The 18,111-nt window shown below is 37.1% G+C and carries 22 protein-coding genes; 7 read left to right on the top strand and 15 right to left on the bottom strand.

From position 1 onward, the window contains the following. The first annotated feature begins 25 nt into the window (after positions 1–25). Genes AABJ44_RS01680 through AABJ44_RS01670 form a run of 3 tightly spaced genes read left to right on the top strand, consistent with a single transcriptional unit; the run spans position 26 to position 4,515 of the window. Positions 26–2,161 carry an AAA family ATPase gene (locus AABJ44_RS01680; RefSeq protein ID WP_338370204.1) on the top strand — a complete coding sequence of 712 codons (2,136 nt, stop codon included), beginning with the start codon at positions 26–28 and terminating at the stop codon, positions 2,159–2,161. A 10-nt stretch (positions 2,162–2,171) separates the two neighbouring features. Next, positions 2,172–2,456: a hypothetical protein gene (locus tag AABJ44_RS01675; protein ID WP_338370203.1), complete on the top strand. Its 285-nt coding sequence runs from the start codon at positions 2,172–2,174 to the stop codon at positions 2,454–2,456. A 4-nt stretch (positions 2,457–2,460) separates the two neighbouring features. Beyond that, positions 2,461–4,515 carry a VWA domain-containing protein gene (locus AABJ44_RS01670; protein ID WP_338370202.1) on the top strand — a complete coding sequence of 685 codons (2,055 nt, stop codon included), beginning with the start codon at positions 2,461–2,463 and terminating at the stop codon, positions 4,513–4,515. A 906-nt stretch (positions 4,516–5,421) separates the two neighbouring features. Here the strand turns inward: AABJ44_RS01670 and AABJ44_RS01665 are convergent. The 7 genes from AABJ44_RS01665 to AABJ44_RS01635 form a co-directional block, all read right to left on the bottom strand. Next, a complete protein-coding gene (locus AABJ44_RS01665; RefSeq protein ID WP_338370201.1) occupies positions 5,422–6,201 on the bottom strand; it encodes a hypothetical protein in 780 nt (259 codons plus the stop codon). 1 nt (position 6,202) lies between these two features. After that, complete coding sequence (locus AABJ44_RS01660) at positions 6,203–6,670, bottom strand: RNA polymerase sigma factor (protein ID WP_338370200.1); 468 nt, start codon at positions 6,668–6,670, stop codon at positions 6,203–6,205. 274 nt (positions 6,671–6,944) lie between these two features. Next, the gene (locus AABJ44_RS01655) at positions 6,945–7,130 is read right to left on the bottom strand and encodes a cytidine/deoxycytidylate deaminase family protein (RefSeq protein ID WP_338370199.1); all 186 of its coding nucleotides are present in this window, start codon (positions 7,128–7,130) and stop codon (positions 6,945–6,947) included. 72 nt (positions 7,131–7,202) lie between these two features. After that, positions 7,203–7,523, bottom strand: coding sequence for a nucleotide pyrophosphohydrolase (locus tag AABJ44_RS01650; RefSeq protein WP_338370198.1), 321 nt, complete (start codon positions 7,521–7,523; stop codon positions 7,203–7,205). An 11-nt stretch (positions 7,524–7,534) separates the two neighbouring features. After that, entirely contained in the window at positions 7,535–8,032 is a 498-nt protein-coding gene (locus tag AABJ44_RS01645) for an O-acetyl-ADP-ribose deacetylase (protein ID WP_338370197.1), read from the bottom strand. A gap of 3 nt (positions 8,033–8,035) precedes the next feature. Then, a complete protein-coding gene (locus AABJ44_RS01640) occupies positions 8,036–8,626 on the bottom strand; it encodes a hypothetical protein (protein WP_338370196.1) in 591 nt (196 codons plus the stop codon). Between the two features lie 5 nt (positions 8,627–8,631). Beyond that, positions 8,632–8,931: a S24 family peptidase gene (locus AABJ44_RS01635; protein ID WP_074641477.1), complete on the bottom strand. Its 300-nt coding sequence runs from the start codon at positions 8,929–8,931 to the stop codon at positions 8,632–8,634. Between the two features lie 121 nt (positions 8,932–9,052). Here AABJ44_RS01635 and AABJ44_RS01630 point away from each other — a divergent pair, with 121 nt between their 5' ends. The 4 genes from AABJ44_RS01630 to AABJ44_RS01615 are packed head-to-tail and all read left to right on the top strand — an operon-like array spanning position 9,053 to position 12,169. Beyond that, positions 9,053–9,682, top strand: a complete 630-nt coding sequence (locus AABJ44_RS01630) for a S24 family peptidase (protein WP_074641479.1) — start codon at positions 9,053–9,055, stop codon at positions 9,680–9,682. Further along, positions 9,683–11,071 carry a Y-family DNA polymerase gene (locus AABJ44_RS01625; protein WP_338370195.1) on the top strand — a complete coding sequence of 463 codons (1,389 nt, stop codon included), beginning with the start codon at positions 9,683–9,685 and terminating at the stop codon, positions 11,069–11,071. Beyond that, positions 11,068–11,271: a hypothetical protein gene (locus AABJ44_RS01620; RefSeq protein WP_338370194.1), complete on the top strand. Its 204-nt coding sequence runs from the start codon at positions 11,068–11,070 to the stop codon at positions 11,269–11,271. Before AABJ44_RS01625 ends, AABJ44_RS01620 begins: the two co-directional genes overlap by 4 nt. Continuing rightward, the gene (locus AABJ44_RS01615; RefSeq protein WP_338370193.1) at positions 11,261–12,169 is read left to right on the top strand and encodes a hypothetical protein; all 909 of its coding nucleotides are present in this window, start codon (positions 11,261–11,263) and stop codon (positions 12,167–12,169) included. Before AABJ44_RS01620 ends, AABJ44_RS01615 begins: the two co-directional genes overlap by 11 nt. Positions 12,170–12,185: 16 nt before the next feature. Here AABJ44_RS01615 and AABJ44_RS01610 read toward each other — a convergent pair whose 3' ends face one another. The 8 genes from AABJ44_RS01610 to AABJ44_RS01575 all read right to left on the bottom strand — a co-directional run bounded on the left by AABJ44_RS01610 (position 12,186) and on the right by AABJ44_RS01575 (position 18,101). Then, positions 12,186–13,352 carry a helix-turn-helix domain-containing protein gene (locus tag AABJ44_RS01610; RefSeq protein ID WP_338370192.1) on the bottom strand — a complete coding sequence of 389 codons (1,167 nt, stop codon included), beginning with the start codon at positions 13,350–13,352 and terminating at the stop codon, positions 12,186–12,188. Positions 13,353–13,414: 62 nt separating this feature from the next. After that, a complete protein-coding gene (locus tag AABJ44_RS01605) occupies positions 13,415–14,137 on the bottom strand; it encodes a class I SAM-dependent methyltransferase (RefSeq protein WP_338370191.1) in 723 nt (240 codons plus the stop codon). Positions 14,138–14,171: 34 nt separating this feature from the next. Next, complete coding sequence (locus AABJ44_RS01600; RefSeq protein WP_338370190.1) at positions 14,172–14,876, bottom strand: nucleoside deaminase; 705 nt, start codon at positions 14,874–14,876, stop codon at positions 14,172–14,174. Further along, the gene (locus AABJ44_RS01595; RefSeq protein WP_338370189.1) at positions 14,869–15,603 is read right to left on the bottom strand and encodes an alpha/beta fold hydrolase; all 735 of its coding nucleotides are present in this window, start codon (positions 15,601–15,603) and stop codon (positions 14,869–14,871) included. Before AABJ44_RS01595 ends, AABJ44_RS01600 begins: the two co-directional genes overlap by 8 nt. A 53-nt stretch (positions 15,604–15,656) precedes the next feature. Then, entirely contained in the window at positions 15,657–16,541 is an 885-nt protein-coding gene (locus tag AABJ44_RS01590) for an AraC family transcriptional regulator (RefSeq protein WP_338370188.1), read from the bottom strand. Between the two features lie 83 nt (positions 16,542–16,624). Beyond that, positions 16,625–17,260 (bottom strand): hypothetical protein, encoded by a 636-nt coding sequence (locus AABJ44_RS01585; protein WP_074641492.1) that lies wholly within the window; start codon positions 17,258–17,260, stop codon positions 16,625–16,627. Between the two features lie 4 nt (positions 17,261–17,264). Continuing rightward, positions 17,265–17,753: a GNAT family N-acetyltransferase gene (locus tag AABJ44_RS01580; protein ID WP_338370187.1), complete on the bottom strand. Its 489-nt coding sequence runs from the start codon at positions 17,751–17,753 to the stop codon at positions 17,265–17,267. A 21-nt stretch (positions 17,754–17,774) separates the two neighbouring features. Continuing rightward, a complete protein-coding gene (locus AABJ44_RS01575; protein WP_338370186.1) occupies positions 17,775–18,101 on the bottom strand; it encodes a hypothetical protein in 327 nt (108 codons plus the stop codon). Between the last annotated feature and the right edge of the window lie 10 nt (positions 18,102–18,111).

Here is an 18,111-nt window from a genome sequence, read left to right as displayed (position 1 = left end):
AATGCTGTATCGGAGGTAAAAAGTTATGGCAACAAATAAACACGACAGAATTGAGAAACTTTTAGAAGTTTTAGGCGCAGGCTTATATGAAAAGGAAACAGCTGTAAAATTAGGATTACTTACAGCATTGGCCGGAGAAAGTATGTTTATGCTTGGAGCACCAGGTTGTGCAAAAAGTATGATAACCCGAAGAATAAAAGAAGCTTTCAAAGCAGATGATAAAGATGGTGTAAAGTATTTTGAAACTTTATTAAATCAGTTCACTACTCCAGAAGAAGTTTTTGGAAACATTTCCTTAAAGGCTCTTAATGGAGAGCTTCCTGATGAAAATGGAAATAAAAAAGAGGAATATCGAAGACTTACAGATAAGATGCTTCCTGAAGCCGATATTGCCTTTCTCGATGAAATCTGGAAAGCAAGTCCTGCAATTTTGAATACTCTTCTTACTATTGTAAACGAAAGAAAATTCCATAATGGCAGCAAGGTTATGAATGTTCCTTTAAAAGCCTTGTTTGCTGCATCAAATGAACTTCCTGCAAAAGGAAAAGGTCTTGAAGCACTCTATGACCGTTTCATCTTTAGGCTTCCTGTTGATTTCATAAAGAACGAAGATGACTTTTTTGAAATGATAGATCAGCCAGCTCATGAAGAATTCAAACTCAATGATGAAGATAAAAAGCTTCTCATCTCTAACACAGAATTAAAAGAATGGTCTAAAGAAATTGATAAAGTCACTCTCTCAGAAGTTTCAAAACAAGTTATAAGTGCCATTCGTAAGGAAATGACTTTGTTGAACGATGCAATGTCTGACGAAGATAAAAAGAATGGAGAACTCTTTGAAGTCGGGGACCGCCGCTGGAAGAAAATAGCCCACATTCTTAAAACATCTGCTTTCTTGAATGACAGAAATGAAGTTGATTTGATGGATTGTTCACTCATTGAAAATTGTATCTGGGGAACTGAAAAACAACAGAAGAAAGCAAAAGAAATTGTTGAAAAGTGCCTTAAAGAAAATGGTATTCCATGTGATTCAGCTATAGAAGATATTCAGGAACAGATTGAAGAATTTACTGCTAAAGTTGATGAAGAATGGTTTGAACTTACACCAAAACTTTATGATATGCAGGATGGCCATAAAGCATACAAATTTGTTAATCCTAAGCAGGTTTCATTTGCAGATCATTCTGTATTGCCTGCTTATATTTCTGAAGATTTCAAATGGCCAAATTATTCAGATAGATTTGGAATGCTGTATGATGCAAATGGAAACAAGCTTGGACCAAATAATAATTTTTCTTTTTCAGAACTCAAAGTTTCAAAAGATTCTGTTACTTGGACAGACTGGTGGCGAAACTATCATTATGGAAGTTCTGATGCAATCCACACTTTCAAGATTGAAATGTGCTACGGTGGAGATGAATTAAAAGAGTTTTCTGATATTGCCCATTTAACTTTACAGAAAAATTTTACAAAAGATAATTATACACCAATAAGCAATTGCATTAAAACTGAAATTGATAAGTTGAAAGAGCAAAAGGAAAAAGGTGCTGTACCATTCAAAGCAAACCTTTTTGCAGACCAGAGCTATAATACAAGTATTACTTCAAAAATTGATGACTCAATAAAAGACCTTGAAGATAAACAAGTTGAATTAGACAAGCAAAAAGATCGTTATTATAGTGATGACCTTGAACCCGAATTATCTGTTGGTGATGTAATTCTTAACGATGGAAGTATTTTTACTGCAAAAGAAATTAAAAATCTTTCTGATGAACAGAAAGAAAATGTAATTGCAGTTGTTTGTATTGCAGATGATTCAAAATATGCTATTGGAGTAAACCAATACAGTAAGAAATGGACTGAGATAAAACAGTGCTGTATCGATTACAGCAATAAAGTTGCTGATGATTATTCAAAGGGTTGGATTGTTCCTAAAATTGAACTCTTACAAAAGATTTGGGAAAACAGAGATATCATCAATAAATCATTAAAAGCTGTAAATGGTGAAACTCTTGATGGTAAAGAATACTGGTCTTATTCTGAAACTGAAGACAAATCAGCTGCTTTCTATCAGTTGTTTGATGAAAGAGGACATCAGGACCACACTACAAAGGATCATGAGTATACAGTTTGTGTTATTCGTGATTGGCGAAAATTTTAAGATTTGAGATATGAATAAAGAACTTAGCATACAGGATAGAATTTCTATCCTGCAGCAAAAGTATCCTAATGGAATATCAGATGTATCTGCTCTTTCTGAAGAACAGAAAGCCTGGTTACAGATAACAATCCAAGCTATATCTAATTGTAAAGAATTTAGGCTTGTATCAAATCTCCAAAGAATACACAACAGACTGATTCATTCTTTGGAGGATATTCCAGATAAAGAACTTCAGGAAATGGCTTCATATATTTTTAATAATATTGATGAAATAAAAGCATATAAAAAGGGTTAGTAAAATGGGGAAGAGAGAAAAACAGTCTAGAAAATATTGTCATAAAGCACTAACACCTATTAGAGCTATCATAGAAAAATATCCAGATGGAATCAAAGATATTCATTCTATCTCTGAAGAAGCTCGTGCACTAATTCAAATAAAAGTTCAGCAATTCAGAGAATGCATTAAACATGTACAGTTTCCAAATAAGCCTGTATGGTGGGAAGCAATGCGTATCTCGAGAAATAAAATAGCACATCAGGAAGAAGATTTATCTGATTCAGTTCTGACTTCAATACTCTCAACCGTATCATCAAATCTTTCCAAGATAGAATACGATTTGCTCGCTAATATAAAACGTTACCGACAAGATTCAAAGAAAAAACGTCGCTTTGAAAATCTTACATCATCAGCATTAGGTTCCGAATCTGAAAAGAAACAGTTTGTTGATGCAATGGAAGAATATACAAATCCAAATATTCCAGAAGATGTTAGAATTGAGTTTCCAAAGAATAAGTACACAGAACTCGGAGCTTCAATTCTCAAAGAAATTTCTTCACAAAACAATATTTTGGAATATGAAAGAAAGCATACAGGACTTTCAGAAAATATTCAGACTGACATTCTTGAATGGCTTGAGAAAGTAAATAAATACTTAGTGAAAGAAGATCCTTTCAGAGAAGAGGCGATTTTTATTGAACAGCAAAAACTTCGCGATTCAGAAGATATTGCAAGTGACCTTATAAAAGACTCTTCAAAGATAGAATATCACTATAAACGACTTCCATCTGTAAGTGATTCTAAAAGAGGTGATATCGAAGCAAGTACTGTAAATTTTGACTTTTATCATAATCAGTTCATAAAAGAATCCAAGATTGTAAAGGCTAAGAACGAAAAGGGTGATGAAGTTGAATTGCTCAAATGGAAATCTGCTGACAAGCTGGAAATCCTTAAAAGAAATATCATTTTGGATTTAGAGCAAAATCTTGTTGATAGAAAATCAAAATGGGAACTAGCACATATTGATTCAATGCGAAAAGAATTCTTAGAAAAACTTTATTCAAAAATAAATAAGTTTATGAAACTTGAAAGTCTCCTGATGCCATTTATTAAAAATCTCGGACGATTGTGGGATTTAAGCGAAGGAACTTTTGAAACTAGTGGATTTGAAATTCTAGACACTTTTGCAAAGTTACTTGAGAATGATGAATCCTTAAAAGAATTAGCTGACCTTTTAGGAAAACAAACTCGTGCTCAAATCTCTTATGAAAAAGAGTTACGCGATAAAGTAGTTATAAAATCCAGTTGGCAGCCTAAACATGCATATAAAGGTGAAATAAATGGTCTTCGTTTTTCCAATGATATTTCCTCTGTTTTACCAAGTGAATTATCTTTAATGAATAATCCAGCTGCAAACAAACTGTTTCAATTGAAGTTTGCTCAGAAACAGCTCTTATCGTATGACTATCAGCGAATGGAAGAAGAACAAGAAGAATCAAAAGAAAAAGAGGAAACAACTGTAGAAAAGAAAGAGCCAAAAGGTCCGATTATTATCTGCGTTGATACAAGTGGCTCAATGCATGGAACTCCTGAGAATATCGAAAAAACTATAACCTTTGCACTCTCAAAGATAGCTATTGAGGAAGAAAGAAAATGCTTCCTGATTTCATTCTCAACAAGCATTGAAACTCTTGATCTTACAGATTTTTCAGCTAACCCAATTGGTAAGCTTGTTCAATTCCTTAGAATGTCATTTCATGGTGGAACAGATGCAGGCCCAGCACTTAAACATGCTGTAAAAATGCTTTCAGAAAATGAATGGAAAAATGCTGATGTTCTGATGATATCTGACTTTGTAATGCAGACATTAGATGACGACATAAAGACACAAATAGAATCTGCACAGAAAGATAATACAAACTTCCACAGTTTGGTAATTGGCAGTTCTGGAAACAATGCAGCAATAAATTGCTTTAATCATAACTGGGTTTATGATGTAAACAATCCTCAAGCTAACAGACATCTTGTAGAACAGATTCATGAAATCAAAATGCATGATTCAGTAACTATTGTCTGAATTGGGTTAAAACCTATTTTTACTTAAATTATTCCCAAATTTGAGCAGCGACCGCCGGGTTTTTTCGCCAAAAACCCGACGGCCAATTTTGGTTAAAACTAACAATCGTTAGTATTGCACTTTTAACAAAAATTCATGTCAAAATTCACAATTTTGAACGGAAAGATACTACAGTTCCGCCCTCTGCTATTTAAGTAAATTTTCTAAGGAAATTGTAAAATTTTCTGAAAAAATCTGAAACGATTTGAATTGCATATATAGAAGAAACATGCTAAAATTCCAATAAATAAGACAATCTAAAGTAATTTGAAGCGGAAAAGGAGTCCCCAAAGCCCCCTCATAACCCGGAGGCCGCAGGTTCGAGTCCTGCCCCCGCTATCCAGAAAACTTCCTGAAATCTCAGGAAGTTTTTTTTATTTAACACTAATTCTCGAGATCTCTTACCAGGACTCGAAACGGAGTGAGTGGTCCAAAAAAAGGCGAGCAGTGCGGAGCGTTTTTTAGGAACCAGCGACAGGAGGTCGCTGGTAACGAACGCAGGCGCCGTGGAAGGAGCGGACACGATGTCCGCGACTGTAACGGCGAGTCCTGCCCCCGCTATAACAGACCACTCAGAAATGAGTGGTTTTTTGTTTTAAACTGACGCTTACTGAACCTCAATGGACAAATAAAATCAAAAATAGTGGTATTCTGCCCTTGGATACCTACAATATAACACTAGATTAAAAAACATCAAATCAATTAAATCCACCTGAATTCACTGAAATCCAACTTTTACTTAAACTCCTTATTTTAAGTTCGTAGGCCGTACGTTTTTTAGCCTCCGGTGCTTATGAGGCAATTTTCAGTTTTATATACACTCTGCAAAAAAAACGGGAATCATCCCGCTTTTTTTGTCTTATGATTTTATTTTATGATATAATCAGTAATACAATCATACCAATGAACATAAGTATCTCCATTCACGCAGAGTCGTTCATTTTCTGGTAGTTGTTCTGACCAAAGTTTTTTATAGCGGTCAAGATGCCAGTCATCTTTGTTGAATCTTCGCCACAAAACTGTTCTACCGTTTTTATCCAGATACTGCTCTGATAAAACACCTTGATTATACAAACCTATGTCTATAACACAGACTGTATCATAAACCTTTCCACAGATAGTAATCTCGTATCTTCCCACAATATCTAATACAGGATTCTGATTCTGGAAGCTGATTCTAGCATCCTCTTTGGTAATGATTCCCTTTGAAGAAAGATTTGTTTCATTTCCGCAGTTATCTTCGCCATATCCCCAGTTTTCCACGAACTGTTCACCATCCAAAAATGTCACATAGTTCTTTACACCATCTGCCATATAACTTGTTGCAAGAAAACGGCTGTGAGTATCTGTAAGTTGAGCAACAAAACCGCGTACACTTTTTTCTTCTGGCTTAGAAAACTGATATTCATCTGCCAGAATCTCAACGCCTTCGATTCCATGAACCGCAGCTTTACCTGAAACCTTCATATCATAAACGTAATCACATTTTCTTGATGGCAAATCATAAATTCCCCAGCTGAGTTTTTCATTTAACTTTGGAATTAAAAACCAGCCCATAAGTTCTTCCCATTTTAAAGAAAATGTTTTTTTATCTAACTTTTCGATTTTATATTCTGGAAGATATTCCGGTAAATTATTATTTTTCATGTTAATAGTTCTCCTTAAATTTTTGCTTTGCAGTATGAAGTCTGCTTTTTACCGTTCCAAGCGGAACTCCAAGTTTTTCTGCAATCTGTTCCTGTGACATTTCTTTCCAGAAATACAGATACAGAATCTGCTTTTCTTTTCCGCCTAGTTTCTCCAAAGTTTCCTGTACGGACTGCATTTCTGTAAAACCATGCCGTCCGGCTATAATTTTAGTTTCAAGCAATTCTTCAACAGGAAGCTCCAGAAGCTTAGCTTTTTCACGAAAATAATCATTGCATTTGTTCCGAGCAATACTTATTATCCATGGCTTGAACGATTCTTTGTTTTTTAATTGATCAAATTTTTGCATCGCAGTTATATAAACATTCTGAAGAATATCTTCAGCGTCTTCTTTCACAAAGATTTTGAATCTAACAAAACGTTCAATTGAAATACGTTCTTGAGAAATCAATTTTTCAAATTCACTCACATTTTTTTCCTCCATCTTAGTAGTAACCGGTTCACTAATATAGACGGAGTGCAAATCAAAAAGGTTCATTTTATTATCCAGATAATTATGTGCAAACAATCCAATGTGGAGCTCCACATATGAACAGGCACTAAAGCAATTAAGTTTTTTCTGATATTTTAGGATAACATAAAAAACTCCAATTCTTTTGTTGTATAGAACCGGATTAATTGTTGGAAAATATATCAGTATCGAGATGGTGATTGAAGAATCAAAAGAAACTTATTACGAAGTTTTACATTTTAAGTTTAGTGAGCTTCAATTTCTCAAAGTGTTCCAGCTCATCTGGTGGATACGCTCTGGTCCAATGATATGGCTGAAGTTCTTCCAAAGTAACAAATTTCAGGCTTCCATCATCAGTTGTTACACCAACTTTTACATCGTACCCCAGAAACGCAGACGTTCCTGGCAGACTCCACATGGGAAAAGAACTTTGAAAGGTGAGTTTTCGTCATCACAAACAACGCAAAGACAATGAGTTACTCATTTTTCCTCACAACTCCGTATACTTTTTATTGCTTCCCTTCGCTTTATCGACAGGATATTTTTTCTCATTCATATCCATTTTCATATTGATGATTTCATCTTCGTTGAGGTTAAGTGCGTCCAGCATATCCTGGCAGTAAACGAGGACATCTGCGAGTTCTTCTTTTACATGCTGGAGGTTGTAGTCTGTGTCGCTCCACTGAAAACATTCGAGCAGCTCGTTAGCTTCAATCGAAATTGATTTAGCAAGATTCGCCGGGCTGTGGAACTTAGACCAGTCGCGGTCTTCTACAAATTTTCTGATGCGTTTTTTTGTCTGTTCTGTCATATTATCTTCCCCTAGCAAAACTCAGGATAATCTTCTTTTGCAAAGCCGTACTCGCGGTCACCAAAGAGTATCAGTGTAGTTTCATCGAAATCGTTCTGGTGTTTTTTCATTGTTTCAACAGCTACTTTTATGGCTTCACGCTGCGGATAGCCATACACACCGGCAGAAATCAAAGGAAAAGCAATTGTCTTAAGACCATTTTCCTTTGCGAGCTTTAAGGAATTCTCATAGCAGGCTGCCAAAAGAGATTCTGACTCAGCAGGTGAATGTTCGTAGTAAACTGGTCCAACCGTATGAATAACAAATCTGGACGGAAGATTATAGCCTTTAGTGATTTTAGCCTCGCCGGTTTTGCAGCCGTGAAGTGTACGGCATTCTGCAAGAAGTTCGGGGCCGGCAACACGGTGAATTGCACCATCAACTCCGCCACCTCCAAGAAGAGAAGAATTTGCTGCATTTACAATTGCATCGCAGCTAAGTCTTGTAATATCACCCTGAATAATTTTCATATTCTAACTCCTCATACACTCATCACACCATTGTTTTACTTTCTGGCCGACCTCTTCAGGCGATAAATCATCTACCCGAAGAACATCGACATTCTCACGTCCAATAAACCAGGCTCGCTTTAGCGGCATCATGTATTGAAGATGATGTTCAAAAAAGTTTCGGGATCTGGTTGTATCATTCTGTTTATGAAGTCTCAAAACTTCATCAGCAGCGTCTAAAAAAAGAATTCTATCTGGAAGACATTCTCGGACTTCAGACAATTCCTTTTTAAGCGCATTCTCTATTTCCCAGTCTTCACCAATGCTTTTAGGATAATTAATGGTATAAAACTCAATCTCTTCAGCACCAAAATCCATAATGCTGCAGGGATATTCGACAGCCTTTTGATGCCGCACAACTTCTTTATGAAGCCATAATTTTTGAATTTCCAGATAATCCGGATACTTATTTTTGTCTAAACCGCGCCTTTTAACCTCTTCAATTACATCAGTATTATCCTCATAGCTAATATTAATATAAGGAGCATGTTCCTGAAGATATCTGATCGCAGTTGTTTTTCCAACGGCCATACAGCCCTGTAAAGAGAGAATCATTTTTTTTATTTTACCGTATGAATCACATAAATTATAGAGCCAGTTACAATTGCTTCGCCTTTTATATTACATACCCGCCCAATCTCAAATTCTCCCTGACTCTCGTAAACCACAAGTGATCCGGGAGTTATTCTTTTTGCGCGGTCAATAATAAGAAGATCACCATTGAATATACACATGTTCCTGAAACGGTCTGTATCCACAGTCATAAAAACCGTTGCCGTAGGATGCTTAATGTAAAGAGAGTTCAAATCTATTCTTTTATCATGAAATCCCTGTGCAGGACATGGATAACCTGTAATCATAACTTTCTTTATAATACATTTGGAATACTTTAAAGTCAATTAAAATAATCTTTTGGAATACTTTAGTTTTACTTTTTTCTGACTATATGTTATAATCTGGATGATTGGAATGGAGACTTTTATGGAAGCAGTTGAATTCTGGACAAAAATCAAAAAGAATCTTTCTGAAATTGGAAAAACTCAGGAATGGCTCTGCAATGAAGCAGGCCTGGACCTTCAGTCAATGAGAAACCGCATCTATAAAGAACGCTTTCCTTCTATACAGGAAACGCTGCGTATCCTTGAAGTTTTTGGTACCACTGCAGAAGAGTTCTTTGGAATGAATACAGAAAGACTCGAAAAGACATTTGCAAAAGATGTACTTTTGATTCCAGTTGTGGATCAGGTATTTTCAGCAGGAAAAGGCCAGTATCTTCCAGACAATGACACAGTAAATGAATATATATCCGTTCCAAATCATCTGAAGAAATACGGCAACAGTCTTTCGGCCTCTAAAGTTCGCGGAGATTCAATGGAGCCTACCCTTTTTGATGGCGACACAATCATCTGCGATATCAACGGATACGACGGCACAGATGGTATTTACACAATTCACTATAAAGGAAACGGTTTTGTAAAACGACTCCAGAGTACAGGCGACGGAGTAAAAATTATTTCCGATAATCCCCGTTATGAGCCAATGTTCGCAAACAGTGAAGACGACAGCTTTACCGTAATTGGTAAGGTTAGAGCCGTACTTCATAATATGTAAATGTCAGATAAAACTTACATCGCAATAGACTTAAAATCTTTTTATGCCTCTGTTGAATGCCGCGAACATCTTTTAGACCCGCTTACCACAAAACTTGTAGTAGCAGATAAAAGCCGTACCAGTAAAACAATCTGTCTTGCAGTAACGCCAGCGCTCAAAGCTTACGGACTCAGCGGCCGCTCACGACTTTTTGAAGTAGAAGCAAAGGCCCGCGAAATCAAACGACAGACCGGCAAAGAACTGGACTACATTATTGCAGTTCCACGGATGTCGCTCTATATCAATTATTCCACCCGCATTTACAATGTATACCTTCGATATTTTGCACCAGAAGATATCCATGTTTATTCGATAGATGAAGTTTTTATAGATGCAACCAGCTACCTTTCTTTTTATAAGATGACAGCTCACGATCTTGCAGTAAAAGTTATCCATGATGTGCTTTCAGAAACAGGAATCACAGCTACTGCCGGAATTGCCCCGAATCTATTTTTATGCAAGGCAGCCATGGATATTGTTGCCAAGCATATTCCAGCAGATAAGGACGGAGTAAGAATCGCAGAACTTGATGTTGCAGGATTTCGACGACAGCTCTGGAACCATCAGCCATTAACAGATTTCTGGCGGGTTGGAAGAGCTACGGCACGCAGACTCGATAAATATTTTATCCGTACAATGGGAGACATAGCCCGCACCTCGCTGGAAAATCCCGAACTACTTTATAAAGAATTCGGTATTGATGCTGAGATTCTCATGGATCACGCCTGGGGCATTGAACCCGTTGGCATGAAAGACATCAAAAACTACAGATCCGAAGCAAAGAGTCTTGGAAGCGGCCAGGTACTTCACGAGCCGTACACTTATGACAAAACAAAAATCATAGTTCGTGAAATGGCAGAGATTCTGGCACTGGATCTGTTTAAGAAAAAAATCGTCACCGATTCAATTACGCTCCACGTTGGCTACGATATAGAAAGTCTGTATGTACCAGGCTTTGATGGTGAAGTTGTACGGGATTATTACGGTCGAGAAATGCCAAAGCCTGCCCACGGAAGCTGGAGCTTTGGAACAGAAACAAATTCATCAAAGCTAATTGTAGAAGGTTTTGTTTCAATTTTTGAAAAGGTTGTAAATCCTTCATGGCTTTTCCGCAGAATCAATATAACCGCAAACAATACAAAGCCAGAAAGCGAACGGCAGCCCAGTCTGTTTGATGAACTTACATCAGATGAAGGCGGAGTAAATCATCAGAAGGAAGACAGCCTTCAAAAAGCCCGCCTTGAAATAATCCGCAAGTTTGGAAAAAACGCCATATTAAAAGGTATGAACCTCGAAGAAGGCGCAACCACAATAGACCGTAACGCTCAGATAGGAGGACACAAAGCATGACAGAACAGGATGATAAATATGCCGACCTTCTCGACTACAACTGGAATCACGACTCCTTACAAAACCGCATGCCTCTTTCTCAGCGCGCCAAAATCTTTTTACCTTTTGCAGCACTTACCGGCTTTGAAGAAGCTCTTGAAAATACATTGCGTGCCGAAATAGCCGAGATGGAATATAATGGAGAATCAGATGAACTCTAAACCAACAAAAATTGCTCATTATCATCTCCCCGGACTTTTTGAATTCTACGAATTTTATAAAGTATTTCTGCCTTTATATCGGGAGCATAGGGAATACTTTTTTGACTGGTGTGATATTTCATCAATTTATGGGGCACCCTCTGATTGCCTTTGGGGTGGTGGTCGCGCGGCTTTTGGCAATGCCGATGTAAACGATGTCACTGCACTTTTGAACGAATATGAAATCTCTGGCCGGCTTACTTTCAGTAATTCACTTCTTCAGAAAGAACATCTTTCAGATAAAAAATGCAACAGACTCTGTGAAATTTTTGAAAAGACAGCCATTAAAAGCGGTGTGATTGTTCATTCTGATTTATTGAGTGATTATCTTAATCAGAACTTTCCAAATCTATATCTGGTTTCATCTACAACAAAAGTAATAACTGATTTTGATGATTTTCTGACAGAACTCAATCGCCCTGAATTCAAATATGTAGTTCCTGATTTCCGATTAAATAAAGAATTTGAAAAACTTTCCGTTATCCCAGTTTCTCTAAAAGATAAGATTGAGTTTTTATGCAACGAATGCTGCAGTTTTACCTGTAAGGAACGTAAAGCATGTTATGAAAATGTTAGCCGTAAAAATCTTGGGCTTGATGTAAAAGATCATATTTGCAGTGCACCAGGTGGAAAAGACGGCTATCGTTTTTCACTTGCAATGAAAAATCCAGGATTCATTGGAGTATCAGACATTCAAAACAAATATCTGCCAATGGGCTTTTCAAATTTTAAACTTGAAGGCCGGGGACTTGGCAGTGCAATTGTTCTGGAATTTCTTCTCTACTATATGACAAAACCCGAATATCAGCTGCAGGTACGTGAAGCTATATATCTTGATTCCATGCTGGATTTATTTTAGTACTCCATTTAAGAGCTTACCAAAATCTATACCAGGTCAAAAATATCTTATGCTTGATGCCGAACTTTTCCGGGTATTTTTCTTCCAGCATGGCACGATGTTCTTTATCAAACTGAAGCAGTTGTTCTTTGTTCATACTGGCCATCACACCACGACTTGCAAGCATTCGTCCATGCCAGCTTTCCCGTGTAAATGGGATTTCTGTTATGAAAGTTTCCAGCTGAGGATTTTCAAAATAGTGACGGCGTAAATCCTCAAGAGCACTTGCTGCCCCATGCCATGACGGATTGATTTTCTTTACCAGCGCATTACTGTCCTGCGTAACAGGTTCTTCCTTCATATAAGAAATATACAGTTTTAAGAAAATGCCACCTTTTTTTATCAGTGATTTTATTTTTGGAACAACAATATCAGGATTAAAATACCAGAAGCACTGACATGCTGTAATTGCATCAAAAGAATGTTCCGGATAATTGAGTTCTTCAGCAGAAACTTTTTCATAATGAATATTATCCATTCCCAAAGAAAGATTTCTTGCAATCTCGAGCTGTTCTTCTGAAATATCTGTTGCGGTTATATCAGCCCCATACTTACAAAGATTTCTCGGAAAAACGCCGGTTCCAGTTCCAAGGTCCAGCCACTTAGTACCTTCTTTTCCAATACCAAGAGAATACAATTTTTCAAAAAGATTCTTCGGATAAATATCCCTAAAACGCCCATAATATTCTGCAGTCTTTCCAAAATCAAAGGCTTTGCCGTTATCAACCTGAATCTTATCCAGCGTACCACTTTCCGGTTTGTATAAATCCTTACTCCTATACTTTATATCATATGGAACATAACTCAAAATCGGAATATCAGATTTTTCATACTCAGCCGGATTACAACCGAACTCTGCAAAGAATGCGCGCTGGAATCCATCAGGACTGTCATAGCCTGCTTCCAGAGCAACATCAAGAACTTTCCTCTTCTCTTCCTTAAGCTTCCAGGCTGCCTCAGAAAGCTTTGCCCGCCGGATAAAATCTGCAATGCTTATACCAACAGTTTCCTTGAAAATTCGGTAACACTGCCATTCAGAATAATCTGTACGGGCTGCGAGATTTTCTATAGTCAGATTTTCATAAAGATGAGAGAGAATATACTTCTGAATCTCATACACTTTTTCTTCTTTTTCGCTGAACATATTTTGATTATACACCTAAGCTGTCCGCTTTTCTCGACTTTTTTTGCAGAGAAAAAAACAATTTAGTTTTTCGTAAAAATCAGATGATTAAAGAACGACACTTTTTTGAAATCGTCTATTGTTCCAACGCGGGTCTCCAGTTCGAGCATCGAGTTATACCATTCATCGGTGTATTTGATTTCATTATTTGATGAGAGCCCGTAAAATGCACGGATTCCGTAGAGCTCTGAAAGTGTCATTTCATTACCGAAAAAGTCTGTGAGATATTCGTTAGTGTAAACATCGCGGTTTCCAAACATGCTGTCTTCAGGCTTTTCATCTAAGAGATCAAGCGCAGCTTTCGGATTATCTGTTAATACGGCACAGCCATAAACACGACCATAAAGATTATGCTTTATGATTGATAAGCGTCCTCCCGGTTTTAGAACCCGTTTCAGCTCTCCAAGAATCTCATCTTTATTTTCTACATATTCGAGAACGTTATGACAGAAAATGAAATCATAAGTATTGTCTGCAACTGTTTTCAGATATTCGAATCCCCGGGTAATCAGATTGTAGTCATCACTCTCAAAACGAAGTTTGTACATTTCTTCATTCGGCTCTAAGGCAGTTACATCATGATTTTTCCCATAATGTATTGCAGTAATACAAAATCCCGCTCCAAAATCAAGAATCTTAAGCCTCTTGTCATTTGAGAATTTGAGCTGGTTAAAGATTACATCGTAGAATATTTTTCCCCAAGGCTGTTCTACCATTTTCCGGTAGTTTTCGATTGGTGTAGACATTTTTAACTCCTTCACACTTTTATATTTTTTTACACTATTGAGTCATTATGCTTCTGCTTAATTCATTGAAGATACATTCTATTGAATACTGATCCGGCGTTTTATTTTCAAACCAGCCGTCTTCAAAAAGTTTTTTCGCTGCATTTACGCCATGAGAATTATACACAGAAAAATCATCCAGCATACTTTCAAGTTTTTCTTTATCCTGATTGTAAAGTATCTCCTTGATAGTCTGCAAGCCTCTCTGAACATCGCCATATAATGAAGGCATCCAGACTACATCAACATGTTTAGAGGCTAAAAAATTACTCTTACTTAGAAGCTCAACTGCACCACCGTGATCATCGTGTGCCCCAATAATCACTTTTCTGATTCCACCCATGACTAAAGTTCCTAAACACATAGGACACGGTTCAAGAGCCGCATAAAGAGTATATAATTTTACATTTGGATATTTACTAACATCAAGATTTCTAACAGCTTCAACTTCAGCATGAGAAACCCGAGGATTCGGTATTTCTGTTTCACCGATTTTATTTCTTCCCACTGAGATAATATTTCCGATTTCATCAACAATTACTGCTGCAATGGCTTTGCTTTTATGGCAGACAGATTCCCATTTCATCTCAAAGACTTTTTGCCAGATAGCTTCCAATCTTGAAAGTCTATTTTTAACTCCTTTACACTTTTTTATAATTTTAGCACAGGGTAAAATACGTCTCTTGATATTGTTAATCATTTAAAAAGTCTAAAATTCTTTTATTTATATCGTCAATCTGTTCACCGACAAAATGAGGACGATGACCTCCTCCGAGTACTTTGTAGATTTTTGCCGATGGAACTTTTTCCAGTAATTCCTCACAAGTACCAAATGGATCATTTTCACCATTGATAAAAAATGCAGGACATTTTATATTCTTCCACTCAGCATCTGTTAGACTTGGGCTTTGCTGCCAGTCAGCAACTGTGTTTCGTAAGTATGTCTGCCAGTCGCCTCTATGTGCTTCCTGGTGTCTGGATTTAATATCTTCAATGAAATCTATACTGTTATTCTTCAGCAGATTCTCCGGCAGGAAATCCGTTGCACCTTCCGGTCTGGGATAGGCAGCTCCTCCAATTGTAACCAGACTCTTCACTTTTTGCGGATATTTAGCTGCCATGTAACAACCAACGTAAGCACCACAGCTATAGCCAATTATATGAGCCTGTTTGATTTCCAGTTTATCCAGAAACATCGCCATATCATCTGCAACCATCCGACTGTTCCATGTAAGGTCATCACATAGAGTTCTTCCATGCCCACGAAAATCAGGATATAAACATCTGTACTTACCTGAAAAAGGAATAATTTGTCCTGAAAATGCCAGTAAACCTCTGCTGAAATGGCTATGCAAAAACAGAACTGTTTCGCCCCTTCCAAACTCTTCATAATACAAGTTTAAATCATTTAATTTTACGTAAGGCATATAGTCACCTCATTTTAAATTTTAAGGGCAGCAAAATGGCCACCCCTGTTATATTACTTCTTCTTTACCGGAATCCAGATTGCACAGTGATAATCTGAAGCAGACGGATCGCCATCGCCATACCACTCGATGTTTGCACGTCCCGGGAATTCAAAGTCAGGATTTCCAGGCAGCCACTCTTTCCAGATTTTTGTGTTTACATCCTGAAGTGCTTTTGGACATGGACCATAACAATCGAATATTGCCCAGTCAAAATCAGGAAGCTCGTAAACAGACATGCCTTCCGGAATTTCGCCGCCCTTGTAAAGACCTGCAACAAAATAGCGGAACTTGCCTTCGCCAATGTCATCAACACAAACACCGTATTCGCCGATATTGTTTTCTATGATTGCTTTTTCGTAGTTGTTAGACGGAGCTTCGCCACTCCAGACACGAGCTGCATATTTTTCGCGAATTTCATCCCAGAACTTTGGAATCTCTACATAAGAAGTTTCGCCGTCAAACTCGCGTGCAAAACCAATTACCTTAAAGCCAGCCATAGTTTTAATTTTGTAATCCATCTGATTACCTCCGTGAATAGAAATCTCAATTTTCAGAGGAAGAAACGGTTTTACCGGAGAGCCTTCACGCACCTGCGACGGACTCACACCGTGAAAGCGCGAAAAAGCCTTTGTAAAACTTTCGGGAGTTTCATAACAGTAACGGAACGCAATGTCGATTATTTTTTCATCAGTTTTCTGAAGGTCCAGCGCTGCAAGGTACAAACGTCGGTTTCGAATATACTCACCAAGCCCGTACCCCGTCATCAGCGAAAATCCTTTCTGAAAAAAGAATGAGGACATAAACACCTGATCCGCAACATCCTGCGCAGAAATGTCGTCTTCCAGATGCGCTTCCATGTAATCGATTGCTTTTCTAATACTGGTCAGCCATTCCAATATCTTTTCTCCTCTGACAATTTTATTCTAAACGGAGATTATTTAGAATTCTTGTCAATTATTGTCTAGTTTTGTCCAGGAGATTATTCTCCCATTCCTAATTCATCCCAATCTTTATAAAGCTTTGTATAATCCAAGGTATACTCAATCAGTTTTCCGCGAGATACTTTTTCTACAAGCTTGCGGACGATTTTTTGGGAGATAGAATACAAATCATTTGAAACAGAAAAAAAGTCGTTTGAAAAAAGAGTTTCTTTTGGGTAATCGATTTTTATATTTGTATTATATGGCTGTTCTGCAAGATAAGTTGCGAGACCTTCGCCCATTATGAATGACATTTTACTGTTGTCTTTACAAAGCTGATTTTGACAGATGTGAACAAACTCATGAATCATAATTTTCTGGAAATCTTCAATAGAATCATTTTTATGTACCTGAGTTTTTTTGTATTCATCATAAGCAAGTACATAAATAGACGGGCCGTTAGCACAACCAACTATATAATCCTGATATTGTGTGCCAGATATGTTTTCATAAAACTTAATCCAGTCATCTAGTTCTGAATAAATCTGAATGTTCACATGGTTGTCTAATTTCTCTATTCCCCAGAAATCAAGAATACGCTGAAAATTTTTTGAAAGAGCCTCGTTTATTGTCTGAACAAGTTTTTCACTTTTTTTGTCGTATTCGATTGAATACACATCACTTTCATAAATCATTTTTTTATCTCCTCAATATAAATTCATAGTCAATATATTTGCCGGAAAACGGTGTTTCATTATTTTCACGTTCACTAACTTTTACAAAACCCACACTCTCATAATTTCTTTGTGCAGGAATAAAAAGTTCATTTGTGGTAACGATGATTTTCTTTAAGCCTTCATATTCTTTGATTCTTCTGACTGCCTCTGCAAGCTGTGCATGTCCTAAGCCCTGCCCTTTGCATTTTGTCAGAATGCAGTTGTGGCCGATTTCAACATAATCAGGACTGTGTCGCGGATCCCATGAAATCTGCCCGACAGGCTCGCCATCAAGAACTGTGATAAAAGAAAACTTCTCTGCCACTACAGGATTGTCATATAAAAAATCATCGTATTCTTTCCAAGTAGTATCCCAGATCTTTCTGCATTCTTCATTAAATGAATAGGCATCTACCAGTTGATTATATAATGTGCCACGGGGAAAATCTGTTGTCTTTTTGAACTTTATCATTTGGACCTTTTGATTAAAAAACTAAAACATGTATTTTGGTTTGATTATCTTAGTATAAATAACAATAAGAACTGGAACACCAATAAAAGTAAAGATACCAATAAACACACCCGAAATCAGTACACTTGCGAAAGCTGTAGATGCAGGAATCAAAAATAAAATGCCATACACAATCCACATGATTCCATTTGCACGATTATACTTTTTAACATCACTTACATCTTCCGGAGAAATCTTATCACCCGACCAGAAGTTTGCAGGAGTCTTGCTGTGGTAATAAAACAACCCACCCCCTGCGTATAGTAAGAACATAAAAATACAAACTGCAAACATGATGATCTTTTCCATTATTTTCTCC

The organism is Treponema bryantii (assembly GCF_036492245.1).
Lineage (GTDB): Bacteria > Spirochaetota > Spirochaetia > Treponematales > Treponemataceae > Treponema_D > Treponema_D bryantii_C.
Note: the sequence above shows the minus strand (reverse complement) of the source record. Positions and strands in the feature narration are given on the sequence as shown.